The 23,867-nt window shown below is 66.7% G+C and carries 21 protein-coding genes; 5 read left to right on the top strand and 16 right to left on the bottom strand.

The window, feature by feature from the left end:
* Positions 1-204 precede the first annotated feature (204 nt).
* From V5F89_RS02775 to V5F89_RS02765, 3 genes are read left to right on the top strand one after another with little or no spacing between them, the layout of a single operon-like run.
* Entirely contained in the window at positions 205-1,404 is a 1,200-nt protein-coding gene (locus V5F89_RS02775; RefSeq protein ID WP_338446736.1) for an efflux RND transporter periplasmic adaptor subunit, read from the top strand.
* A 3-nt stretch (positions 1,405-1,407) separates the two neighbouring features.
* Positions 1,408-4,932, top strand: a complete 3,525-nt coding sequence (locus V5F89_RS02770) for an efflux RND transporter permease subunit (protein WP_338446735.1) — start codon at positions 1,408-1,410, stop codon at positions 4,930-4,932.
* Between the two features lie 38 nt (positions 4,933-4,970).
* Positions 4,971-6,218: a DUF445 domain-containing protein gene (locus tag V5F89_RS02765; protein WP_338446734.1), complete on the top strand. Its 1,248-nt coding sequence runs from the start codon at positions 4,971-4,973 to the stop codon at positions 6,216-6,218.
* 21 nt (positions 6,219-6,239) lie between these two features.
* Here the strand turns inward: V5F89_RS02765 and V5F89_RS02760 are convergent, their stop codons facing one another.
* From V5F89_RS02760 to sucC, 4 genes are all read right to left on the bottom strand, one after another.
* Positions 6,240-7,178 (bottom strand): energy transducer TonB, encoded by a 939-nt coding sequence (locus tag V5F89_RS02760; RefSeq protein ID WP_338446733.1) that lies wholly within the window; start codon positions 7,176-7,178, stop codon positions 6,240-6,242.
* Positions 7,179-7,222: 44 nt separating this feature from the next.
* A complete protein-coding gene (locus tag V5F89_RS02755; protein ID WP_338446732.1) occupies positions 7,223-8,152 on the bottom strand; it encodes an electron transfer flavoprotein subunit alpha/FixB family protein in 930 nt (309 codons plus the stop codon).
* Positions 8,153-8,277: 125 nt separating this feature from the next.
* Positions 8,278-9,024: an electron transfer flavoprotein subunit beta/FixA family protein gene (locus V5F89_RS02750; protein WP_338446731.1), complete on the bottom strand. Its 747-nt coding sequence runs from the start codon at positions 9,022-9,024 to the stop codon at positions 8,278-8,280.
* A gap of 289 nt (positions 9,025-9,313) precedes the next feature.
* Complete coding sequence (gene sucC, locus V5F89_RS02745; RefSeq protein WP_338446730.1) at positions 9,314-10,513, bottom strand: ADP-forming succinate--CoA ligase subunit beta; 1,200 nt, start codon at positions 10,511-10,513, stop codon at positions 9,314-9,316.
* 103 nt (positions 10,514-10,616) lie between these two features.
* On the opposite strand from sucC, the gene V5F89_RS02740 reads away from it, so the two are divergent.
* Positions 10,617-11,405: a 3'(2'),5'-bisphosphate nucleotidase CysQ gene (locus V5F89_RS02740; protein WP_338446729.1), complete on the top strand. Its 789-nt coding sequence runs from the start codon at positions 10,617-10,619 to the stop codon at positions 11,403-11,405.
* A 69-nt stretch (positions 11,406-11,474) separates the two neighbouring features.
* Here V5F89_RS02740 and V5F89_RS02735 read toward each other — a convergent pair whose 3' ends face one another.
* On the bottom strand, positions 11,475-12,164 hold the full coding sequence (locus tag V5F89_RS02735) for an OmpA family protein (protein WP_338446728.1): 690 nt from the start codon (positions 12,162-12,164) through the stop codon (positions 11,475-11,477).
* A gap of 163 nt (positions 12,165-12,327) precedes the next feature.
* Between V5F89_RS02735 and V5F89_RS02730 the strand changes: the two genes are divergently transcribed.
* A complete protein-coding gene (locus V5F89_RS02730) occupies positions 12,328-13,620 on the top strand; it encodes a hemolysin family protein (RefSeq protein ID WP_338446727.1) in 1,293 nt (430 codons plus the stop codon).
* An 87-nt stretch (positions 13,621-13,707) separates the two neighbouring features.
* On the opposite strand, the gene V5F89_RS02725 is transcribed toward V5F89_RS02730, so the two are convergent.
* The 11 genes from V5F89_RS02725 to V5F89_RS02675 are packed head-to-tail and all read right to left on the bottom strand — an operon-like array spanning position 13,708 to position 23,785.
* A complete protein-coding gene (locus V5F89_RS02725) occupies positions 13,708-14,136 on the bottom strand; it encodes a DUF3035 domain-containing protein (protein WP_338446726.1) in 429 nt (142 codons plus the stop codon).
* A gap of 1 nt (position 14,137) precedes the next feature.
* A complete protein-coding gene (gene lspA, locus V5F89_RS02720) occupies positions 14,138-14,668 on the bottom strand; it encodes a signal peptidase II (RefSeq protein ID WP_338446725.1) in 531 nt (176 codons plus the stop codon).
* The gene (gene ileS / locus V5F89_RS02715; protein ID WP_338446724.1) at positions 14,665-17,631 is read right to left on the bottom strand and encodes an isoleucine--tRNA ligase; all 2,967 of its coding nucleotides are present in this window, start codon (positions 17,629-17,631) and stop codon (positions 14,665-14,667) included. The genes lspA and ileS overlap by 4 nt, the downstream gene beginning before the upstream one ends.
* Positions 17,632-17,680: 49 nt before the next feature.
* On the bottom strand, positions 17,681-18,721 hold the full coding sequence (locus V5F89_RS02710; RefSeq protein ID WP_338446723.1) for a glycerophosphodiester phosphodiesterase family protein: 1,041 nt from the start codon (positions 18,719-18,721) through the stop codon (positions 17,681-17,683).
* A complete protein-coding gene (locus V5F89_RS02705; RefSeq protein ID WP_338446722.1) occupies positions 18,721-19,647 on the bottom strand; it encodes a bifunctional riboflavin kinase/FAD synthetase in 927 nt (308 codons plus the stop codon). Before V5F89_RS02705 ends, V5F89_RS02710 begins: the two co-directional genes overlap by 1 nt.
* Positions 19,644-20,843: a dipeptidase gene (locus tag V5F89_RS02700; protein ID WP_338446721.1), complete on the bottom strand. Its 1,200-nt coding sequence runs from the start codon at positions 20,841-20,843 to the stop codon at positions 19,644-19,646. Before V5F89_RS02700 ends, V5F89_RS02705 begins: the two co-directional genes overlap by 4 nt.
* Positions 20,840-21,334, bottom strand: a complete 495-nt coding sequence (locus V5F89_RS02695) for a dihydrofolate reductase (RefSeq protein ID WP_338446720.1) — start codon at positions 21,332-21,334, stop codon at positions 20,840-20,842. Before V5F89_RS02695 ends, V5F89_RS02700 begins: the two co-directional genes overlap by 4 nt.
* 7 nt (positions 21,335-21,341) lie before the next feature.
* Positions 21,342-22,397 (bottom strand): 5-(carboxyamino)imidazole ribonucleotide synthase, encoded by a 1,056-nt coding sequence (locus V5F89_RS02690; RefSeq protein ID WP_338446719.1) that lies wholly within the window; start codon positions 22,395-22,397, stop codon positions 21,342-21,344.
* Positions 22,394-22,903, bottom strand: a complete 510-nt coding sequence (purE, locus tag V5F89_RS02685) for a 5-(carboxyamino)imidazole ribonucleotide mutase (RefSeq protein ID WP_338446718.1) — start codon at positions 22,901-22,903, stop codon at positions 22,394-22,396. Before purE ends, V5F89_RS02690 begins: the two co-directional genes overlap by 4 nt.
* Before the next feature lies 1 nt (position 22,904).
* The gene (gpmA, locus tag V5F89_RS02680) at positions 22,905-23,591 is read right to left on the bottom strand and encodes a 2,3-diphosphoglycerate-dependent phosphoglycerate mutase (protein WP_338446717.1); all 687 of its coding nucleotides are present in this window, start codon (positions 23,589-23,591) and stop codon (positions 22,905-22,907) included.
* A 32-nt stretch (positions 23,592-23,623) separates the two neighbouring features.
* Positions 23,624-23,785: a hypothetical protein gene (locus V5F89_RS02675; protein WP_338446716.1), complete on the bottom strand. Its 162-nt coding sequence runs from the start codon at positions 23,783-23,785 to the stop codon at positions 23,624-23,626.
* Between the last annotated feature and the right edge of the window lie 82 nt (positions 23,786-23,867).

Below are 23,867 nucleotides of genomic sequence, written 5' to 3'. Positions count from 1 at the left end.
CGCGGACCGGACTGCAGAATACTTGGGGCGGGCGCGAAATACTTTCGCGCCCGCCCTTTTTGCGCGGTCATTCGTCGGGCAGATATGCCCTCCGTCGAACGGTGCATTGTCGGGGCGAGCGGGCCGGCCTAGGGAAATGTGCACTATTGTCAGAAGTGAGTTATCACTGTAACACACTTCGCAATCCACAAGACCGAGAGCCCGATGAATTACGAGAGTCCCGTGACTGCGGAAACGGCCAAGGCCTATCCTGGCGGCCTCGTCGACGAGAGCGAAGCGCGCGTCCGGCGCCGCCGGCGGTGGATCGTCATCGGAGTACTGGCACTGATCGTGCTGGGCGCGATCGCATTCTTCGTCGCCCGCGGGGGCGAAGGCGGAGGCGCCGGGGCGGGGGACGATCAGTCGCAGCTGCCGGTCATTTCCGTGATCACGCCCGGCAAGACGACAATCCAGGGGCAGATCGAAGCCTCCGGCACGCTCGCCGCGCGCCGCCCGCTGCCGGTGGGATCGGTCGGCGAAGGCGGACGCGTCCTCTCGGTCCCGGTCGATGCCGGTGACTGGGTGAGCCAGGGCCAGGTACTCGCGGTGATCGACCGCGCGGTCCAGGTGCAGCAGATCGCCAGCGCGCGTGCCAATGTCGACGTGGCGCAGGCCGATGCGGACCTTGCCCAGGCCAATCTCGATCGCGCGCTGCAACTGGTCGACCGCGGTTTCATTTCCAAGGCCGATGTCGACCGGCTCACCGCCACGCGCGATGCCGCCAGGGCGCGCGTGCAGGTCGCACGCGCGCAACTGGCCGAGCTGCGCGAGCGGACCGCGCGGCTCAACATCTATGCGCCTGCCTCGGGCCTCCTGCTCGAGCGCAATGTCGAACCGGGGCAGACCGTCGGCGCCGGCAGCGCGGCGCTTTTCACCATTGCCAAGGGCGGCGAGATGGAGATGCTGGCGAAAGTCAGCGAAGCGGATCTCGCGCGGCTGTCGGTCGGCACGCAGGCGAGCGTCAGGCCGGTGGGTGCGGAGACCAGCTTCACCGGGCAGATCTGGCAGCTGTCGCCGACGATCGAGGCGGACAATCGCCAGGGGACCGCGCGTATCGCCCTGTCCTATTCGCCCGAACTGCGCCCGGGCGGGTTCGCCAGCGCCACCATCAACAGCGGCACGATGGTCGCGCCGATGCTGCCCGAATCGGCGATCCTTTCGGACGACGACGGAAGCTACGTCTATGTGATCGACGACGAGAACAAGGCGCAGCGGCGGTCGGTCCGCCTCGGCCTGGTCACCGACAGGGGGATCGCCATTGCCGAGGGGCTTTCGGGCACCGAACAGGTCGTCCTGCGAGCCGGCGGCTTCCTTACCGAAGGGGAAACGGTCTCGCCGCGCAAGGTCGATGCGGACGGAAACTGAGGCATGAACTTCCGCAACATTTCCGCCTGGTCGATCCGCAACCCGGTCATTCCGCTCGTCCTGTTCACGGCGCTGCTGCTGGCCGGCATGCTGTCGTTCGCGCGGATGGACGTGGTCAACAATCCCGACATCGAGTTCCCGGCGGTCAATGTTTCCATCTCGCAGCCGGGCGCGGCTCCGACCGAGATCGAGAACCAGATCACCCAGCGCGTCGAATCGGCGGTGCGGTCGATCAACGGCGTGAAATCGATCAATTCGACCGCCAGCGAGGGCAATTCCAGCACCTTCGTCGAGTTCGAGATCGGCATCGATCCCAACGACGCGGTGTCGGAAGTCAAGAACGCGATCGACCAGATCCGCGGCAGCCTGCCCGACGGGATTATCGAGCCGCGCGTGACCAAAGAGGAAATCGCCGGCGGCTTCCTGGGCATTTTCGCGGTCGAAGCCGACGACATGACGATCGAGCAGCTGAGCTGGTTTATCGACGACACGGTCGCCAAGCGACTGTTGTCGGTCGAAGGCATGGCGGAAGTGAACCGCTTTGCCGGCGTCGATCGCGAGATCGAGGTCATCATCGATCTCGAGCGGATGCAGGCGTTCGGCGTTACGGCCAGCCAGATCAACAATGTCCTGCGCCAGACCAATCTCGATGCGGCGGGCGGCAATACCGAGGTGGGCGGCACGCGCCAGTCGGTGCGCGTGCTGGGCAGCACCGAAACCGCTTACGAACTGTCGCAGCGCCAGATCCAGCTGGGCGACGGGCGCACCGTGAAACTGGCCGACGTGGCCACGGTTCGCGACGGTTACAGCGAACGGACCTCGATCAGCAAAGTGCGCGACAAGGAAGTGGTGAACTTCGCCATGTCGCGCGCCAAGGGCGCGTCCGACGTTGCCGTATTCGATGCCGCGAAAGAAGAGATCGCGGCGATCGAAGCCGAAAATCCGGGAGTGCGCTTCATCCCGCTGTTCAACTCGGTCAAATATACCGAGGAGCAGTACGAAAGCTCGATGGCCGCGATGATCGAAGGCGCGATCCTCGCGGTGGTCGTGGTCTTCTTCTTCCTGCGCGACTGGCGCGCGACGGTGATTTCGGCGATCGCGATCCCGCTCTCGGCCATTCCGACCTTCTGGTTCATGGATCTGATGGGGTTCAACCTGAACTCGCTGTCGCTCCTTGCCCTAGGTCTCGTCGCCGGCGTGCTGGTCGACGACGCCATTGTGGAGATCGAGAACATCGTGCGCCACATGCGCATGGGGAAATCGGCCTACCAGGCGTCGATCGATGCGGCCGACGAGATCGGCCTGCCGGTCGTGGCGACGAGTTTCTGTATCGTCGCCGTGTTCCTGCCGGTCGGGCTGATGCCGGGCATTTCGGGCCAGTTCTTCAAGAACTTCGGCATTACCGTGGTGATCGCGGTGCTGATGTCGCTCGCCGTGGCGCGCATGATCACGCCGATGCTCGCGGCCTATTTCCTCAAGGCCAAGGGCCACGCCTCGCACGGCGAAGGGCCGATGATGGACCGCTATATGCGCGTGCTGTCGTGGTCGCTCGATCGCGGCAAGATGTATGCCCGGCGCGAAGGGCTGGAGCCGCCGCGGAGCCGCTTTCTCTATGGCCTGGGATTCGCGGGCACGGTTTTTCTGCTCATCCTTGTACCGTATATCGTTACATTTGGCCTGGGCCCACTACTTCCCGGCTCATATGCTCTACTTCAGATGGTGGGGGCGCCTGAGGCTATCGCCGGCATTGTCTCCGCGAGTGGCGAGGGTTTGCTCCATTCTGTCATCCTCAAACCGCTGGAGATCGTCGAACTCCTACTTGTCGTGGTGATCGGGTTGGGTTTCGGCTGGGCGTTGCTCAAGCTGTTGGGGCTGCCCTGGCGGTTGCTCGGCGGTCGCTTCCATGACCGATGGCGCTGGCTCGAGGCGCGTTTCTACGACCACCGCGTGTGGATGATGATGACCGGCTATTTCGCGCTGATCCTCACCATCCTGCTGTTCATGAACGTCCCGCCGCAGTTCCAGCCGCAGATTAACAGCGACAACAGCCGGGTCGAGATCGAGATGGTCCCGGGCACGACTCTCGAAACCACCGAACGGGTGGCCGACGAGGTTGCGCAGATCCTTTACCAGGAGCCGGAGGTTCTGCGCGCGCTGGAACGCGTGCGGGTGGGCAATGCCTCGATCTTCATCACGCTCAAGCCCGACCGGGAACGCACTTCGATCGAATTCGAGCGTGCGCTCGCTCCCCGACTCGCGCAGATCCCGGATGCCCGCGTGCGGTTCCAGTCGCAATCGGGCGGGTTCGGCAGCGGCCGCGACCTGACCGTCATGCTCGCCGGTTCGGACCCCGAGTTGCTCGAGGAAACGGCGGCGACGCTGGTCGAACAGATGAAGGGCCTCGATACGCTGGTCGCTCCGCGGATCAGCGCCGATATCAACCGGCCCGAAATCATTATCGAACCGCGCGCCGACCTCGCCGCCGAACTCGGCGTTACGACGGCGGCGCTGAGCCAGACGATCCGCATCGCCACGCTGGGCGAGATCGAACAGAACGCGGCCAAGTTCTCGCTGTCCGACCGGCAAATACCGATTCGCGTAAAGTTGCCGGAACAATCGCGAGAGGTTCTCACGACGATCGAGAATCTGCCGGTGCCGACGCGCACCGGCGGCACCGTGCCGCTTTCGCGCGTTGCCGACGTCAGCTTCGGCTCCGGCCCGACCTCGATCCAGCGCTACAACCAGAACCGCCGCGTGCTGGTGGGGGCCGATCTCGCGCAGGGCGTGGTCAAGGGGGAAGCCGATGCGCAGATCAACGCACTGCCTATCCTGCAGAACCTGCCCCAGGGCGTGATCCGCGATCTCGTCGGCGAAGACGAGTGGCAGCAGGAAATGCTCGGCAGCCTGATGATCGCGATAATTTCGGGGATCCTGCTGGTCTTCGCCGTGCTGGTGCTGCTCTACAAGCGGTTGATGAGCCCGCTGGTCAACATGACCTCGCTCGCGCTTGCGCCGCTCGGAGGCATCTTCCTTGTCTGGCTGGTCGGCCAGCCGCAGTCGATGCCTGTCTATATCGGCATTCTCCTGCTGCTCGGGATCGTGTCGAAGAACTCGATTCTGCTGATCGACTTCGCGCTGGAGGAGATGGACAAGGGCACGCGCAAGCTCGACGCGATTCTCGACGCCGGGCACAAGCGGGCGCAGCCGATCGTGATGACCACCGTGGCGATGACCGCGGGCATGGTCCCGGTCTCGCTGTCGCTGTCGGGCGACGGCGCCTGGCGCGCGCCGATGGGCACCGTGGTGATCGGCGGCTTGATCATGTCGACCCTGCTCACCCTCCTGATCGTGCCGGCGGGGTTCAGCCTGGCAGACGGGCTGGAGAAGCGCCTCGGCCCGTGGCTGCGCAATCGCCTGCTCACCTACCGCCCGGGCGCAGAGGAAGGCCCCCCGGGGCCGGGCAGCGTCGATGACGGGCCGGTGCCGGCCACGCCCCGTTCGCCGCCGGGGCCGCAGCCGGCAGAGTGAACGGCGAAACCCAGCCGCCCCCGGCGCGTTCCGTGTTCATGAGGCGCGTTCCGCTCCCACCCGATCGTGCGCGCCGGATGCGCCTGACGGCCACGGCCATGCTGCTTGTCATGGCCGGGATATTCCTGGCGACGCACCGCCTGCTCGATCTCCATCCCGCCTGGGGCTACGTCCACGCTTTCGCCGAAGCCGCGATGGTCGGCGGATTGGCGGACTGGTTCGCGGTGACGGCGCTGTTCCGCCACCCGCTCGGCCTGCCGATCCCGCATACGGCGATCATCCCGGAGAACAAGGACCGGATCGCCGATACGATGGCGCAGTTCCTGCGCGACAATTTCCTGACGCCGGCCGTCGTTGCGCGGCGCATGTATGCGATGAACGTGGCCCGCGCGATCGGGGATTTCCTGGTCCGTGCGCCGGCGGGCAGCCAGTCGCGCATCGGCGCAGGCGCAGCCGAGCTGTTTGCCGGCGTGCTCGAATCGCTCGACCCCGACCGGCTCGGCGGCCAGGTGCGCAGCGGGCTGAAACAGCAGCTGGAAAAGTTCGAAGTCGCGCCGCTGCTGGGCCAGATGCTGGAAGCGGCCATTGCGGACAAGCGGCATCTCCCGCTGATCGATGCGATCATCCGCTGGGCGGGCCTGACGCTGGAAGACAACGAGGACATGGTTCGCGCCATGATCCACCAGCGGGCCAATGCCCTGCTGCGCTGGACCGGGCTGGACGAACGGCTCGCGAACTCGGTTCTCGACGGGCTCTACCGCCTCCTGGCCGAAGTCCTGGTCGATCCCGAACATCCGTTGCGGCACAAGATCGAGGAAGGGCTGGAGAAGGCGGCGCACGATCTCGTGCACGACCCCCAGACGCGCGAGAAAGTCGAGCGGATGAAGCGCGAGCTGCTCGACAACCCGGCGGTGGCCGACTGGTGGCAGGGCGTGTGGGAACGCCTGCGGATCCGTCTCGTCGCAATGGCTCGCGACCCCGATTCCGCGCTCGACGGGTGGCTCGGTTCGACGCTGAGCGAGCTGGGCGCCGCGCTACGCCAGGATGTCCGTTTGCAGATGCAGGTCAACCGCTTCGCGCGCCGCACCGCCGTGGGCGTGGCCACTCGCTATGGCGGGCAGATCGTCCAGCTCGTGTCCGAAACGGTGCGCCGCTGGGATGCGCGCACGATCACCGACCGCCTGGAAAACGCCGTCGGCCGCGACCTGCAGTTCATCCGCATCAACGGCACGCTTGTCGGCGGATTGGTGGGCGTCACGATCCACGCGGTCAGCAGCGTGCTGTAGACGCAGCTGTCTTCGCTGCGTTTATGGCATTATGAAGTGGACCGTATTGCGCCAGTATGATGCGATCGGCTGGCCATCGGCATCCAGGGCAGGTTCGAATCGTGCTCGGCGCATCAGTGCTTTGCATACTGCCTTGTCAAAGCCTTCAGGTCGCGTCGACTTTTGAATATGGCACTGTGTCGGCTGGCCATCGGCACCGACACTGAGGCGAAACTGCACGATTCCCTGTGCGCCCTGATGTATCAAACCGACGGGATAGTCGCTCGATCGCACCCAACGCGTGTAATCCGTCGCCGGGGTTGCGGCCCTGGATAACCCACGATGCGCTTCAAGATCGATTCCCCAGTGCGTCAGCAGCTCGTCAGTGCATTGGCGCATGGCTGCCATGGGCTTCTCCATCGAACCGAGTTCAAGCCTGACAGGCCGCCGCCGTTCGCGCCGAACTTCCAGCCATGAAATCACGGCTTCCTGTTCAGGGGAAATCCGTTGCCCGAAGACATCGGGGGGCTGCGCCTCCTCCTCCTCCTCCTTTTCGAGGTCGGAGTCCTTCTCCTTCCCCTTTTTGTGGAAGCCCGGCGGGGTCACGAGAAACATTCCGTTGGCCATGACCGCGGGAGAGTACTCGCCGAAGTTCGCCGGCTGGATCGGTCCCTCCCATTCGTGGCCACCCGGCCCGAAGCGGAGCGCGGCGTCGGCATAACGGCTCGCTTTCAGAGGTTCCCCCGCGACGAGCAGGAAGAACGAATCACCGGGCTCATACCGCTCGATCAAGAATACGGATTTGTTGTCGCCTTCGCCGAATATCCGCACCATCCGGCAGCTATCGTCGGCGTAGTCCAGATGCCATTGTGATGTCGGCTCGAGGACAAGAGGCGCCTTGTCCCGAGCCGAAGCGACACCACCCGCCAGCGCAGCAACAAACGCGCACGCGGCACCGACGCTTTTAAGGAATTCCCCCATGCCCTCAACTTACCATCGAGAGCGGCCTTCGCAACGGGGAACCATCAAAGCTTCTCGGTCAGCTCCGGCACCGCTTTGAACAGGTCCGCCACCAGTCCGACGTCGGCGACCTGGAAGATCGGGGCATCCTCGTCCTTGTTGATCGCGATGATCGTCTTGGAATCCTTCATCCCGGCGAGGTGCTGGATCGCGCCCGAAATGCCGATGGCGATATAGACTTCCGGCGCGACGATCTTGCCGGTTTGCCCGACCTGGTAGTCGTTGGGGACATAGCCGGCGTCGACCGCCGCCCGGCTTGCGCCCACGCCGGCGCCGAGCTTGTCGGCCAGCGGCATGATATATTCCTCGAACGTTTCGGCGTCCTTGAGTGCGCGGCCGCCCGAAACGATCACTTTGGCGCTGGTCAGCTCGGGGCGCTCGCTCTCTGCCAGTTCCTGGCCGACGAAGCTGGAGATACCGGCATCGCCGGGGCCGGTTACCGTTTCGACCGTGCCCGAGCCACCCTCGGCCTCGGCCTTGTCGAACGCCGTTCCGCGAACGGTGATTACCAGCTTGGCGTCGCCCGATTCGACCGTCGCGATCGCGTTGCCGGCGTAGATCGGACGGGTGAAGGTCTTGTCGCCTTCCACCGAAAGAATGTCCGAAATCTGCATCACGTCGAGCAGCGCGGCCACGCGCGGGGCGATGTTCTTGCCGGTCGTCGTCGCAGGGGCGAGGAAGGCGTCGTGGTCCTTCATCAGGTCGGCCGCGAGCGGCGCGACGTTTTCGGCCAGGTGATGCTCGTAAGCCGCATCGTCGGCGAGGTAGACGGTGCCCACGCCCGCAATCTTCGCGGCCGCATCGGCCACCGCCGCGCAGCCGCTGCCGGCCACGAGCAGGTCGACTTCGCCCAGCTTGGCGGCGGCGGTGACGGTGGCGAGCGTCGCATCCTTCACCGAGGCATTGTCGTGTTCGACCAGAACGAGAGTCTTCATCTCAGCTTCCCTTCAAATCTGTCCCGCCCGGACCGAGCGTCGTCGGCCACGCCTGCCCGGCTTACGTTCCGGCGGCTGCACTGCGCGGCCGGAAAAATCGCGTCGGGCGGCACGGGAGATAAACCTCACGCGATACCGAGCGCCTTGATCTTGGCGACCAGCTCGTCGACATCGGCGACCTTGACGCCGGCCTGGCGCACCGGGGGCTCGGACACGTTGGTCGTCTTGAGCCGGGGCGCGGTGTCGACGCCGTAGTCGGCCGGGCTCTTGGTATCGAGCGGCTTGGACTTGGCCTTCATGATGTTCGGCAGCGAGGCGTAGCGCGGCTCGTTGAGCCGAAGATCGGTCGTCACGATGGCAGGCAGGGTCAGCTTGACCGTTTCGAGCCCGCCGTCGATCTCGCGCTTCACGGTCACGCTGTCGCCATCGATTTCGACGGTATTGGCAAAGGTGCCTTGCGGCCGCCCGGTCAGCGCGGCGAGCATCTGCCCGGTCTGGTTCGAATCGTCGTCGATCGCCTGCTTGCCCAGGATCACCAGGCCCGGCTGCTCCTCCTCGTAGATCGCCTTGAGAATCTTCGCGACCGCCAGCGGCTCCACCTCGTCGTCGGTCTGGACCAGGATCGCGCGATCGGCCCCCATGGCGAGGGCGGTGCGCAGCGTCTCCTGCGCCTTGGCCGGGCCGATCGAGACGGCAACGATCTCTTCCGCCTTGCCCGCTTCCTTGATCCGAATCGCTTCTTCGACCGCGATTTCGTCGAACGGGTTCATGCTCATCTTGACATTGGCCAGGTCGACGCCCGAACCGTCCGCCTTGACGCGCGGTTTCACGTTGTAGTCGATCACCCGCTTGACGGGCACGAGGATTTTCATCGGTTGTCCTTCCTCTCGAATTACACGAGGGTTCGCCTAGCTAGCGTTTACGTAAGCGTCAAGTCGCGAGGACTCGCGTCGCCTTGGTTGAATGCGGCCATACTCCTTGCGTTCCGCGGCCTTGGGGGTCAAGCACTGATCGGTCGGCCGGTTCGTGCCGCGGCCGGCGGAAAGGTGCCGTCGTGCGCGACCGCTCGCAAAGGAAAAGGGGCGCCCGGCTGCGATGATCCATCGCCGCCGGACGCCCCCTTCCGAAACACGGGACGGGCAGTGCGAACCGTTCGCCCTCTCAGGCCGCCTGCTTCACCTCGGCCACGATCTTGCGCGCCGCGTCGCCCAGATCGTCGGCGCTCACGATCGGCAGGCCGGAGTTGTTGAGAATGTCCTTGCCCTGTTCGACATTGGTGCCTTCCAGGCGGACGACCAGCGGGACCGAGAGGTTCACGTCCTTGGCCGCGGCGACGATGCCGTCGGCGATCACGTCGCACTTCATGATTCCGCCGAAGATGTTGACCAGGATACCTTCGACCGCCGGGTCCTTGAGGATGATCTTGAACGCCGCGGTCACTTTCTCGCGGTTCGCGCCGCCGCCGACGTCGAGGAAGTTGGCGGGGAAGGCGCCGTTCAGCTTGATGATGTCCATCGTCGCCATGGCCAGGCCCGCGCCGTTGACCATGCAGCCGATGTTCCCGTCCAGCTTGATATAGGCGAGGTCGTATTCGCTCGCTTCGACTTCGGCCGGATCTTCCTCCGTCTCGTCGCGCATCGCCTCGACATCAGGGTGGCGATAGAGCGCGTTCGAATCGAAGCTCATCTTGGTGTCGAGCACCAGCAACTGGCCGTCCTCGGTCTCCACCAGCGGGTTGATCTCCAGCATCGCGCAGTCGAGATCCATGAACGCGGTATAGAGCTGCTTCGCCAGCTTCTGCGCCTGCTTGTTGAGATCGCCGGTCAGCTTGAGCGCGAAGGCGACCGCGCGGCCGTGATGGGGCATGAAACCCTGCGCCGGGTCGATCGTGATCGTCGTGATCTTCTCGGGCGTGTCGTGCGCGACCTGCTCGATATCCATGCCGCCTTCGGTCGACACGATCATGGCCACGCGGCCCGTCGCACGATCGACCAGCATCGAGAGGTAATATTCGCGGGCGATGTCGACCCCGTCGGTGACGTAGAGGCGGTTGACCTGCTTGCCGGCCTCGCCCGTCTGCACGGTCACCAGGGTGTTGCCCAGCATGTCGCGCGCGTTCGCCTCGACGTCCTCGACCGACTTCGCCAGGCGCACGCCGCCCTTGGCATCGGGGCCGAGTTCCTTGAACGTGCCCTTGCCCCGGCCGCCGGCGTGGATCTGCGCCTTGACCACGTAAAGCGGGCCGGGAAGCTTCTTCGCGCCTTCGACGGCTTCCTCGACGGTCGTCGCGGCATGGCCGGCGGGAATGCCGATACCGTATTTCGCGAGCAGTTCCTTGGCCTGATATTCGTGGATGTTCATGGAAGGCGGGCCCCGTTGATTGCGGATAGGAAGGATGCCGCGCGCATAAGCACGGATTGCCCGGCTTGAAAAGTCCGGCGTCCGCTCCCAACAGCGAACGACGATGATCGACCGTGCCCGCCTCGAAGGAATCGTCCGCGAAGCCGGGCGCATTGCGTTCGATGCCTGGCCGGGCGCCGGGCATGCGCTGGAAAGCTGGGAGAAGACCCCGGGCAATCCGGTCTGCGCCGCCGATCTCGCGGTCGATGCGTTCCTGCGCCGCGAACTGGGGCGCCTGCTCCCTTCGGCCGGCTGGCTGTCGGAAGAAACGGCCGACGATCCGGCCCGTCTCGATCGGGGGCTGATCTGGCTGGTCGATCCGATCGACGGCACGCGCGACTTCATCCGCGGCCGGGCGGGCTGGGCGGTGTCGGTTGCGCTGATCAGCGAGCATCGCCCGCTGATCGGGATGCTCTCGGCGCCGGCCCGGGACGAGGAATGGATCGGCATTTCGGGGCAGGGATCGTGGCGCAACGGGCAAAGCCTGCGCGCCTCGCGCCGCACGACGTTTCCCGGCGCGCGGGTGCCGGCCGATTCGCTGCCGAAGGAGGATCGCGACCTCGCCACCGTGGCGAAGCCCAATTCGATCGCCCTGCGCGCGGCGATGGTCGCTGCGGACGAGGCGGACCTGCTCGCCACCCTGCGCTGGGGATACGAGTGGGATATCGCCGCTGCCGCGCTGATTGCGCGCGAGGCGGGGGCCGCGATCAGCGACGCTTTCGGCCACCCTCTCGATTACAACAAGCGCGATCCGCGGGCTTTCGGGCTGCTGGTGAGCGCGCCTGCGATTCACGCGGCGGCGGTCGATCGCCTTGCGACAAGGGCCCACGCATTGGCGCGGCCCCGGCGGTAGCGCCGACGAAAACGGAGCCGATCCGGCAAGGATCGGCCCCGTTCCGGTCTCATATGACGATCGATAGCCTCAGCGGTTCTGCGCTGCCTCGATTTCCGCCTGGGTCAGCGGAATGATCTTGATTTCGACGCGGCGATTGCGCTGCCGGCCGTAATCGGTCGAATTGTCGGCGACCGGCATCGTCTCGCCGAAACCCTGCCAGCGGATGCGGGCCGAGTTCACGCCGCGGCTGGTCAGGTAATTGGCGACCGTTTGCGCCCGGCGCTCGGAAAGATCCTGATTGAACGATTCCGAGCCGGTCGAATCGGTGTGCCCGTAAACGTCGATCAGGCTGTTGGGATATTGCACCAGGTTGGCGGCAACATCGTCGAGCGTGGAGCGGAATGCCGGCTTGAGCGTCGCGCTGCCGACGTCGAACGTCACGCCGTCGGGCAGGTTGACGAGAATCGCCTCGCCGTTGTCGACTTCGCTCACGTCGATGCCCGATCCGGCGGTCGATTCGCGCAGTTCCTTGATCTGCTGGTCCATCTTGTAACCCACGACGCCGCCGATCGCGCCGCCACCCACGGCGCCGATGATGCGCCCTGTCTTGCCGCCGATCAGGCCGCCGAGCAGCGCGCCCGCCGCCGCGCCGCCGGCGCCGCCGATGGCCGTGCGCGAGATCTTGCGCTCTCCGGTGTTGGGATCGGTCACGCAGGCGGAAACGCTCACCAGCGACATGGCGGCAAGGCTGGCGACGATCATTCTCGACTTTTTCATGGGTAACTCCCTCTGCTGCAAACGCGTAAAGCCGTCGGGAGCGAGTGGCCCCCTGCGTCTCGCCATTGCGAAACGTCCGAATGGTGCGCCTGTTCCCCAATGCCGTCAACGCTTCGCACGCAGGAGGCTGGCGCGGCGCGGCAATTGTGCTAGCGCTTGCCGCGTGACACCCTTTCCCTGGCCAGACCTGCTCATCATCGCCGGGCTGATCCTGCTCAACGGCGTCTTCGCGATGTCCGAACTGGCGATCGTTTCCGCCCGCACCGCACGCCTCAAATCGGCCGCCGACAAGGGCAGCAGCGCGGCGACGACAGCAATCGCGCTGGCCGCCGAACCGGGCAAGTTTCTTTCGACCGTGCAGATCGGCATCACGCTGATCGGGATTGTCGCCGGCGCCTATTCGGGCGCGAGCCTCGGCGGGCCTGTCGGCGAGCGGCTGGAGGCGCTGGGGCTGCCGGCGAAATATGCGGACGAGGCCGGCTTCGCAGCGGTCATCGCGCTCACGACGTATGCCAGCCTGGTGGTCGGCGAACTGGTTCCCAAGCAGGTCGCCCTGCGCGCGGCAGTGCCGATCTCGCTGGTGATGGCGCGCCCGATGGCGCTGCTGGCGCGGATCGCCGCGCCGCTCGTATGGCTGCTCGACACTTCCTCGGGCCTGCTTATCCGCCTGCTCGGCGTGCGGCCCGGCGGACAGTCGAGCGTCACGGCGGAAGAGCTGCACATGATTTTCGCGGAAGCGACCCGCTCGGGCGTGATCGAGGTCGATCAGCACCAGATCCTGACCGGCGTGGTGCGGCTGGCCGAACGGCCGGTGCGCGAAGTGATGACGCCGCGGACCGAACTCGACTGGGTCGATGCCGATGCCGACGAAGCCGAAATCCGTGCGGCGATCGAGGCGAGCCCGCACTCGCTGCTGCCCGTAGCGGAAGGCTCGCCCGACCGGATCGTGGGCGTGGTCAAGGTGCGCGAGGTCCTGGCGCGAATGGTGGCGGGGGAATCCGTGTCGCCGCGCGCGATCATGCGCCAGGCCGAGGTCGTTCCCGACCAGCTCGACGCGATGGACGCGCTGCGCGTGCTGCAACAGTCCGAAGTCGCGATGGCGATGGTGCACGACGAATACGGCCACCTCGACGGGATCGTGACACCCTCGGACCTTCTGACGGCCATCGCGGGCCAGTTCGCGAGCGACCAGGACCAGGGCGAGCAGCCCGGGATCGTGGAGCGCAGCGACGGCTCGCTGCTGGTTTCGGGCGCGCTACCCGCGGACGACCTGGCCGACCGGCTGGGGATCGAATATGGCGAGGACCGCGAGTTCGCGACCGTTGCCGGCTATGTCCTGTCGGTGCTCAAGAACCTGCCGCAGGAAGGCGAGAGCTTCACCGATCAGGGCTGGCGTTTCGAAGTCGTCGATATGGACGGGCGCAAGATCGACAAGCTGCTGGTCGTCGCCGAGTAAGCGGCGGGTCCTGAAAGGGCGAGCGATGGCCGGGGATACCGGCGCACGTTCTCGCACGCCGGACCCGTGCCTCAGCCCCGGGGCGCCTCAGCCCGGGATCACGGCCTGCGCATACTGTCCGTCGCCCTCCGGCGCGGCGACGATGTCGCGGGTCACGCTGCCTTTGCCGACGGTGTTCGTCTCCGGGTCGCCGACGGTGGAGCGGATGCCGGGTTCGGCCGCACCGGCGCGGTCGAGCACGCTGGTTTCCACTGCGCTGCGCGGCGACGGGCCGCCGAACAGCGCCTCCAGCGCCTGCTCGCCCGCGGTGCCTTCGGCGGGGCGCGGCGCGCCCGGCGCGGGGGGCACGAGGTTGAAATCGGGCGGCACGACCAGCGGCGCCTGCCGCTGCACCGCGAATTCGTCGGGCCGCTCGCGCGCGAGGATGCCGCCGTTGCTGCCGCATGCGGCGAGCATGGCGCCGGCGCCGGCAAGGAGGGCGAGGGTGGTCGCTTTGCGCCCGGGAAATTGGGTCATGTCAGCTCTCCGCGGCGTCAGGCGCCGTCTCGGTTTGGGAAGTTTCCTCCTTGTCGCGCAGGAAAAACGCACGGGCAAGGATAATCAGGACGCCGATCGTGATCGCGGCATCGGCGATGTTGAAGATCAGGAAGGGGCGGAACTCGCCGAAATGGAGATCGGCATAGTCGATGACATAGCCGAATTCGTACCGGTCGCGGATATTGCCCAGCGCGCCGCCCAGGATCAGGGCGAGGCCCACGATTTCGCCCAGCACTTTCTCGCGCAGCATCCATATCGTCACGACCAGCGCGATCAGGCTGGTGACGCCGACCAGCAGCCAGCGCATCTCCATCGAATCGGCCTGAAACATGCCGAGCGAGATGCCGAAGTTGTACGTCATGCGAAAATCGAAGAACGGCAGCAGCTCCACCACGTCGCCGCGCTTCATTGCCAGCGTCTGCGTGACGTAGAACTTCATCGCCTGGTCCGCCAGGAACAGGGCGATGGCAATGGCAAAGCCGATCAGGCGGTATTTCATGGCCTTGTTCATACGGCGGCATCCGTTCGGGCGATCACGTCCGCGCAGCGCCCGCACAGGGCGCCGTCTTCGGTCACTTCGGGCAGCAGCCGCCAGCAGCGGCCGCATTTGTGGTCGTCGGTGCGCGTCACGGTCACGCCGTCGCCCTGCCTGCGCGTGACTGACGCGGTGATGAACAGCTCGGCCAGGTCGGCATCCCCGAACCCTTCGGGCACCGCCGCGGCGGGCACGGCAACTTCCGCCTCCAGCCCCGAGCGCACGACTTTCTCGCGGCGAAGCGGCTCGATCGCTTCCATCACCTGCTCGCGCAGCGCGCGCAGCCCGGCGAAGCGTTCGGCCAGCGCGGGATCGACCCAGCTGTCGGGCAGGGGCGAGAGTTCCTGCAGGTGCACGCTGCCGCGGTCCGGAAAGCGCGTCGTCCAGACCTCTTCGGCGGTGAACACCAGCACCGGCGCGGCATAGCGCACCAGCGCGTGGAACAGGATGTCGAGTACGGTGCGATAGGCGCGGCGGCGCAAATCGTCCTCGCCGTCGCAATAGAGGCTGTCCTTGCGGATATCGAAGAAAAACGCCGACAGGTCCTCGTTCGCGAAATCGACCAGCGCGCGGGTATATTCGTTGAAATCGAAATCGGCGATCGCGCGCCGCAGCGTGGTATCCAGGGCGTGAAGTTCGCCCAGGACATAGCGCTCCAGCTCCGGCATATCCGCCGGGTCGACGCCCTCGCGCTCGTAATCGAACCCGTCGAGCGCGCCGAGCATGTAGCGGAAGGTGTTGCGCAGCTTGCGATACTGGTCGGCAACGCCTTTCAGGATCTCGTCGCCGATCCGGTGATCCTCGGTAAAGTCCACCGAGAGCGCCCAGAGGCGGATGATATCCGCCCCGTATTGTCCCATGACCTTGATCGGATCGACCGTGTTGCCGAGCGATTTCGACATCTTCTTGCCGTCGCTCGCCATTGTGAACCCGTGGGTCAGCACCGCGTCGTAAGGCGCCCGTCCGCGCGTGGCGCTGGCTTCGAGCAGCGAGGACTGGAACCAGCCGCGATGCTGGTCCGACCCTTCGAGATAGAGATCGGCGGGCCAGCGCAGTTCGGGCCAGCGCCCGCTTTCGAGCACGAAAGCATGGGTGCAGCCCGAATCGAACCAGACGTCGAGAATGTCGGTCACGCGTTCGTAGTCCGCCGGGTCGTAGTCGGGGCCGAGCAGTTCGGCCGCGGCTTCCTCGGTCCAGGCGTCGACGCCTTTCGCGCGCACGGCCTCCACGATCCGCGCGTTGACCGCCGGATCGACCAGATACTCGCCGGTCTTGCGGTTCACGAACAGCGTGATCGGCACGCCCCAGGCGCGCTGGCGGCTGAGCACCCAGTCGGGCCGCCCCTCGACCATCGCGCCGATGCGGTTGCGCCCCTTTTCGGGCACGAAGCGCACGCGCTCGATTTCGGCGAGGGCGGTGCTGCGCAGAGTCGCGCCCCCTCCGTCAGCCGCTGGCGCGGCTGCCACCTCCCCCAGAGGGGGAGGATTGTCGTGACCCGATCCTCCCCCTTTGGGGGCGGGGGCCAGCGGCTTGTCCATCGGCACGAACCACTGCGGGGTGCAGCGATAGATGACCTTGGCCTTGGAGCGCCACGAATGCGGGTAGGAATGCTTGTAATCGGCACGGGCCGAAAGCAGCGCGCCGGCTTCGCGCAAGTCCAAACAGATCGGGCCGTCCGGTGCGTTGAACTTCGGGTTGATGACCGACATGCGCCGCTCGTCCGCGCCGCCGAGCCAGGCCCAGTCGTCGCGGTAGCGGCCATCGGCCTCGACCACGAACTTGGGCGTCAGGCCGTGCGCCTTGCACAGCACGAAGTCGTCCTCGCCATGGTCGGGCGCCATATGGACGAGCCCGGTGCCGCTGTCGGTGGTGACGAAATCGGCCGGGAGGAAGGGACGGGGCTTGAGGAAGAATTCGACCGCCTGCGAGTCCCCGCCTTCGCGGAGACTCACGAGCTTGGCGATCGGGTGGAGCGCGAAGGTGCCTTCGAGCTTTGATCCGAGGTACATGTGACGATTCGCCCAGTCGGTCACATCCTCAGTTGAATCAACATCGCCCTGTTGGGGAGCGTCGACTACTCCCAAGCCTGTACGTTTGAGAAATTCGTCGCGGAGTTCGTGAGCGACAAGATACCTGTTTCCATCGCTCGCATAGACAAGCTCGTAGGCGACGCGAGGCCCATAGGCCAAAGCCTGGTTCACCGGGATCGTCCACGGCGTCGTCGTCCACACCACCGCGTGGGCGCCGACCAGTTCGGGGATCGGGCTTTCGACGATCTCGAACGCCACGTCGATCTGGGTGGAGACGATATCCTCGTACTCGACCTCCGCCTCGGCCAGCGCGGTCTTTTCCACCGGGCTCCACATCACCGGCTTGGCGCCGCGATAGAGGTGGCCGCTTTCCGCGAACTTGAGCAGCTCGGCAACGATCGTCGCCTCGGCCCCGAAATCCATCGTCAGATAGGGATTGTCCCAGTCGCCGTTGATGCCCAGCCGCTTGAGCTGCTCACGCTGCACGTCGACCCAGTGCTGGGCATAGGCGCGGCATTCGGCGCGGAACTCGGCCGGAGGCACCTCGTCCTTGTTCCGCTTTTTCTTGCGGTACCGCTCCTCGACCTTCCACTCGATCGGCAACCCGTGGCAGTCCCAGCCGGGAACGTAGGGCGCGTCCTTTCCGAGCAGAGTCTGCGTGCGCACGACCATGTCCTTGAGCACATGGTTGAGCGCATGCCCGATATGTATGTCGCCATTGGCGTAAGGCGGGCCGTCGTGGAGCACGAACTTCTCGCGCCCGGCGCGCGCTTCGCGCAACTGGCGATAGAGGCCCTGTTCTTCCCAGCGCGCGAGAATGCCCGGCTCCTTCTGCGGAAGGCCGGCCTTCATGGGAAAATCGGTCCTGGGCAGGAAGACCGTGTCTTTATAGTCGCGCTGTTCAGTCATGCGGATGGGCCGTTAGGGCAATTGCCGCGCGCGATAAAGCCGGTTCGCGTCACCGCGCCGCCCGGCGCCGCTCCAGCGCGGCCTGCGCGGCGTCGATTTCGGCCTGCGAGCGGTCGTCGAACCGGTTGATGAGCGCGGGGACCACGGTGAAGCCGTCGTCGACCCAGGCATAGCCGTTGAAGCTGGCCGGGATGTCGCCCAGCTGCTCGGGAAATTGGAGGCCGCGCAGGTCCTCCCCCTCGCCGGGCGCCACCACGATCACGCGCGCGCCGGCTTCCTCCATCCGCGCGATCAGGCGGTTGGGCCAGCCGGCGAAGGCCCACTGGCGGTCGAGCGGTATCGTCAGCGTGCCGCCTTCGCACGCCGCAGGCACGATTCCGAACCAGCCCTGAAGCATATAGGCGCCGGTGCACGCCTCCGCGCGCGCTTTCGAAAAGGCCCAAGCATCGGGGTAGATCGCGCCGATTCGCGAAACCGGCGCGTCCGCGCCGTAGAAGCCGTCGCCGGCAGCCACCGGATCGCGGCCCGCCGCGCGCAAGGCGGCGGCGAGCAGGTCGGCCTCGCCCGCATCCTCGCCGGTAAAACGATAGAGCAGGCGCGCACGACCCGCCGCGCGGATGGCCTCGGCCAGAGTCGGGATCGCGCCCGTGGCCGTCCCGCGGAACGGATATGTCTCGCCCTCGGCGCGATAGCCATAGCCGGCATCGAGCGCCTTCAGCGCGGCCATCGTATGCTCGCGCACCGCGCCGCTGCCGTCGGTCCGGCAATCGAGCGTTTCGTCGCCGAACACCGCGATCTGCCCGTCGGCGGTGGGGGCGACGTCCAGCGCGATCATATGAGCGCCGAGGCTGGCCGCGCGTTCGATCGAACGGACGGTGTTTTCGAGATAGTCGTGGGCGGGCAGTTCGATCCGCGTGCCGGGGCACGGTTCGGCAGCGCCGGCCGCGGGGTCGGGAAGCTGGTGCAGGCCGCGGTGGGCGATCAGCTTCACCGCGCCTTTCGGTTCGGGCGCGAGCCAGCTCGCGTTGACCACGGTGAGCGCGAGGAAGGCGAGCGCCAGGGCGAAGGCGAGATAGCGCAGCCAGCGCATCAGCCGAGCAGTTCGCGCGCGCGGGCGCAATCGCTGTCCATCTGCGACACCAGCGCCTCGATCGAATCGAACTTCGCCTCCGGCCGCAGGAAATGGTGGAACGCCACCTCGATCTCCTGACCGTAAAGATCGCCCGCGAAATCGAAGAAATGCGGTTCGAGCAGTTCGCGCGGCGGGGCGAACTGCGGGCGCACGCCGATATTGGCTGCGCCTTTCAGCGTCCGCCCGGTCGCGAGCACGCGGCCGGTTACCGCGTAGATGCCGAATTTCGGCCGCAGATAGTTCTCGATCGCCAGATTGGCGGTCGGATATCCGATTTCGCGCCCGCGCTTGTCGCCATGCTCCACCACCCCGCGAATCGCGAAGGGGCGGGTGAGGAGGCGGGCGGCTTCTTCCGGTTCGCCGGCCCGCAGCGCCTCGCGCACCCGGCTGGAGGACACCGGCGCCCCGCCGTCCATCACCGGCGCGACCGCGCGCGTGGCAATGCCCGCCTCGCCGCCCAGTTGCGCCAGCCGCTCGCGGTTCCCGGCGCGCCCTTTGCCGAAAGTGAAATCCTCCCCGGTCACGATGCCGGCGACGCCCAGCCGTTCGCCCAGCAGGACGTGGACGAAATCCTCCGCGCTGGTGCCGGCCAGCTCGGCGTCGAAATGGAACACCAGCATCGCGGTGGCCCCGGCCGCGAGGTAGAGTTCCTGCCGCTGTTCGAGCGTGGTCAGGCGGAAAGGCGCCGCCTCGGGCTTGAAGAAGCGCACCGGGTGCGGATCGAACGTCGCGATTATCGCGGGGCGCCCTTCGGCCCGGGCCCAGCCGATGGCTTCGCGCGCGACCGCCTGGTGGCCCAGGTGGAAGCCGTCGAAATTGCCCAGCGCGATGATCGCGCCGCGCAAGCTGCCCGGCAGCGGCTGGCGATGGTCGAGCCACCTCACGATGCCGGCTCCATCGGCGCCGGCTCCATCGGCGCAATGCCCGCCTGCAAGACACGCAGAGCGTTGCCGCCCATCGCCGCGCGGATCTCGTCGTGGGTGAAGCCTTCGTCGAGCAGGGCCTGCGTCACCTGGACCAGCTGGCCGGCGTCGAACCGCACGGTGGTCGCTCCGTCGTAATCGCTGCCCAGCGCGACGTGTTCGATCCCCACCAGATCGCGCACGTGCTTCATCGCCCGCGCCGCAGCGCGCGGCGAGGTGTCGCAGATCGCCGCATCCCAGTACCCGATGCCGACAACCCCGCCGGTCCGCGCCACGCCGCGGATCTCCGCGTCCGACAGGTTGCGGTTGACCTTACAGGTCGCCTGGACCCCGCCGTGGCTGGACACGACCGGGCGCCGCGCGATGGCGAGGATGTCGGCCACGCAGGCGTGGCTGCAGTGGGCAATGTCGACGATCATGCCCAGCGCCTCCATGCGCCGGATCGCCGCGCGCCCTTTCGCGGTCAGCCCGCCCTTGTCGATGCCGTGCATCGAACCGGCAAGGTCGTTGTCGAAGAAATGGGTCAGCCCGGCCATGCGAAAGCCTGCGGCGTGGAGCCGGTCGAGATTGGCGAGATCGCCTTCGAGGTTCTGCAGCCCCTCGACCGACAGCATCGCCCCGACCGGGCCGGTTTCGGCGCGCTGCCGCTGCGCCAGAAGGCGGTCGAAATCGCCGGGCGCGGCGACTTTCTGCAGCCGCCCCCCGGCCCGCGCCACCGCGCGGTCGAGCTTTTCGCCGTGATAGAGCGAGCGCTGGAGCAGCGAGGTCCAGGTCCGAACCGGCTGCAGCTGGGCGATCACCAGGGCGGTGATATTGTCGCTGTCCGCCCCGTTCGCGTCGTAGTTCTGGCCCTTCGGCGTCTTGGTGACGCTGGAGAACACCTGCAACGCGACATTGCCGTCTTCCATCCGCGGCAGATCCTCGTGCCCGCGATCCGCGCGGGACAGGAGGTCGCGGTCCCACATCAGCGTGTCGGAATGCAGATCGACGATGGCGAGCGTTGCGTGCAGCGCCCGCGCCTCGTCGGAAACCGCGATCGGCGGCTTGCCGTCGATCCGGTTCATGCTCCGCTCGACAATGCCGGGCGCGAGCGCGAAGAAGCCGATGGCGGCCGCGGCCAGCAGCCCCAATGCCCCCCAGGCGAGCCGGCGTTTCATGCCTTCTCCCGCCGCAAGGTGACGAAATCGAACGCCGGCACCTCGCCGCGGGCCGGGTGGGATTCGCGCGCGGTTTCGTTCCATTCGGGGCCGAGCCGGGGCATCAGCACGTCGCCTTCGTAGTCGGCGTGAATTTCGGTCAGCTCGATCCGGTCCGCCCGCGGCAGGAAAACGTCGAAGATCGCCGCGCCGCCGATCACCGCGATGTCCGTCTCGCCCGTATCGGCGAGCGCCAGCGCCTCTTGCGGCGAACGCGCGACATCGGCCCCTTCGCTGGCCCACCCCTTGCGGCGGGTGAGCACGATATGGCGCCGGCCCGGGAGCAGGCCGGGCAGGCTTTCGAACGTCTTGCGCCCCATGATCATCGGCTTGCCCATCGTCAGCGCCTTGAACCGTTTCAGGTCGGCGGGAATGTGCCAGGGCAGGCGGCCCCGGTCGCCGATAACGCCATTGGCCGCACGGGCAAAAATGCAAAAGATCGGCGCCGTCATGCGCCCCTCACCGCGCCGCGATCCGCGTCACGTGCCCCATCTTGCGCCCGGCGCGCGCCTGGCGCTTGCCGTAAAGGTGGAGGTGCGCGTCGCCGTCGCCGAGACAACCGTGGGCAGTGAGCGCGTCTTCGCCGATGATATTCGTCATCACGACCCGGGCGGCGGTGGTCGCGGTGTCGCCCAGCGGCAGGCCGCAGACCGCGCGCACGTGGTTCTCGAACTGGCTGGTGGCCGCGCCTTCGATCGTCCAGTGGCCCGAATTGTGTACGCGCGGGGCCATTTCGTTGAACACCGGGCCTTCGTTCGTGGCGAAGAATTCCAGCGTCAGCACGCCGACATATCCCAGCGCCTCGGCCACTTGGGCCGCCAGCGCGCGCGCGGCCGGCGTCTGCTGCACGACCATCTCGCTCGCGGGCAGGGTCGAAGTCGCGAGAATGCCGCCCACATGGGTGTTTTCCGGGCTGTCCCAGAAGCGCACCTCGCCGTCGCGCCCGCGCACGAGGATGACCGAGAATTCGCACGCGAACTCGACAAAGCCCTCGTAGACCGTCGGGGCGTCCGGCAGGCGGATCGCGTCGGCATCGCGCGCGGTCCGGAGTCGCCATTGACCCTTGCCGTCGTATCCATCGCGGCGGGTCTTGAGGATGCCCGGCGCGCCGATGCGGTCGACCGCATCGGCCAGCTCCTCCGCCGTATCGACCGGCGCATAGGCAGCGGGCACGCCGCCGAGGCTTTCGACGAAGCACTTTTCCTTCAGCCGATCCTGTGCGGTTTCGAGCGCACGGGGATGGGGCGCGAGCAGGTGCTCGATCGCGGCCAGCGGGCCGACCGGCACGTTCTCGAATTCCCAGGTCACCACGTCGCAGTTTTCGGCGAAACGGGCGAGCGCAGCCTCGTCGGTCCAGGGCGCACAGGTGAACTGCGCGCTCACTTCGGCGGCCACGCTGTCGCGCCCCGGTTCGTAGACATGGCAGCGATAGCCGAGCTGCGCCGCAGCCATCGCGATCATCCGCCCGAGCTGTCCGCCGCCCAGGATGCCGATTGTTCCGCCGGGCTGGATCATGCGTCTTCGGGCCGCTCCGCCACCGCGGCGCTGCGCGCGGCGCGCCAGTCCTGCAACCGGCGCGAAAGGCCGGCATCGCCAAGCGCGAGGATCGCGGCCGCGAGCAGGCCGGCGTTGGTCGCGCCCGCCTTGCCGATCGCCAGCGTCCCGGTCGGAACCCCGGCGGGCATCTGCACGATGGACAGCAGGCTGTCCTGCCCCGAAAGCGCCTTCGATTCGACGGGCACGCCCAGCACCGGCAGGTGCGTCAGCGCGCTGAGCATTCCCGGCAGGTGCGCCGCCCCGCCGGCACCGGCGACGATGACGCCAAAGCCCTCGTCCGCGGCCCCCTTGCCGAAAGCATACATGCGATCGGGCGTGCGGTGCGCCGAGACGATCCGCGCCTCGTAGGGCACGCCCAGTTCGTCGAGCACGTCGGCGGTGCATTGCATCGTCGGCCAGTCGGACTGGCTGCCCATGACGATGGCGACTTTCGGCCCGGCGCCGTCTCCGCTCCCCTCGCCCATCTCAGCGGTCCTTCAGATACTGGCGCTCGCCCGGCTTCATTGCGCCGTCGAACTCGTAAACGATCGGCTGGCCGGTCGGGATTTCCAGCCCGGTGATGTCGTCGTCCGAAATGGCGGAAAGATGCTTGACCAGCGCGCGCAGCGAATTGCCGTGGGCGGAAACGATCACGGTCTCGCCGCTCGCGAGAACCGGCAGGATTTCGTTTTCCCAGTAAGGCAGGACGCGCTCGATGGTCAGCTTCAGGCTTTCCGTCCGGGGCACTTCGATCCCGGCATAGCGCGGATCGGCGGCCAGGTCGTAGTCGCTGCCGTCTTCCATCACCGGGGGCGGCACGTCGAAGCTGCGGCGCCAGATATGGACCTGCTCGTCGCCGTGGCGATCGCGCGTCTCCTGCTTGTCGAGGCCGGTCAACCCGCCATAGTGGCGTTCGTTGAGGCGCCAGTCCTTGGTTTCGGGAATCCACAGCCGTCCGCAGGCCTCGAGCGCGAGATGCAGCGTCTTGATCGCGCGCGTCTGCAACGAGGTGAAGGCGCGGGTCGGCAGCACGTTTTTCGCCGCCAGCAGCTCGCCCGCCGCGATCGCCTCGGCCACGCCCTTTTCGGTCAGGTCCACGTCCCACCATCCGGTGAAACGGTTTTCCAGGTTCCACTGGCTCTGGCCGTGACGGACTAGGATCAGCGTGGGCAAGCGAAAGCTCCTCTATCGGTGGGGGTGTGCGGTTAGCTTTTCGTGCCCGGATTGGAAAGCCCGCTGTCGCCGGTATCGCCCACCTGCGCGCCCTTGCTCGCCCGCGCCTGCGCCTTGCGCCGCCGCAGGTTCTCGCGCAGCTTCGCCGCGAGCCGTTCTTCGCGTGTCGTCCTGGTATCGGGATCGTCGGGCATGGAAATGTCTTGCCGTGAATGCGCCCAAGGCTCAAGCTTGGCTTGACTTTCGTATGGCGCACGACAATAGCGCGCCCGCCTT

The sequence above is a fragment of the Pelagerythrobacter marensis genome (genome assembly GCF_036700095.1).
Classification (GTDB): Bacteria; Pseudomonadota; Alphaproteobacteria; order Sphingomonadales; family Sphingomonadaceae; genus Pelagerythrobacter; species Pelagerythrobacter marensis_A.
Note: the sequence above shows the minus strand (reverse complement) of the source record. Positions and strands in the feature narration are given on the sequence as shown.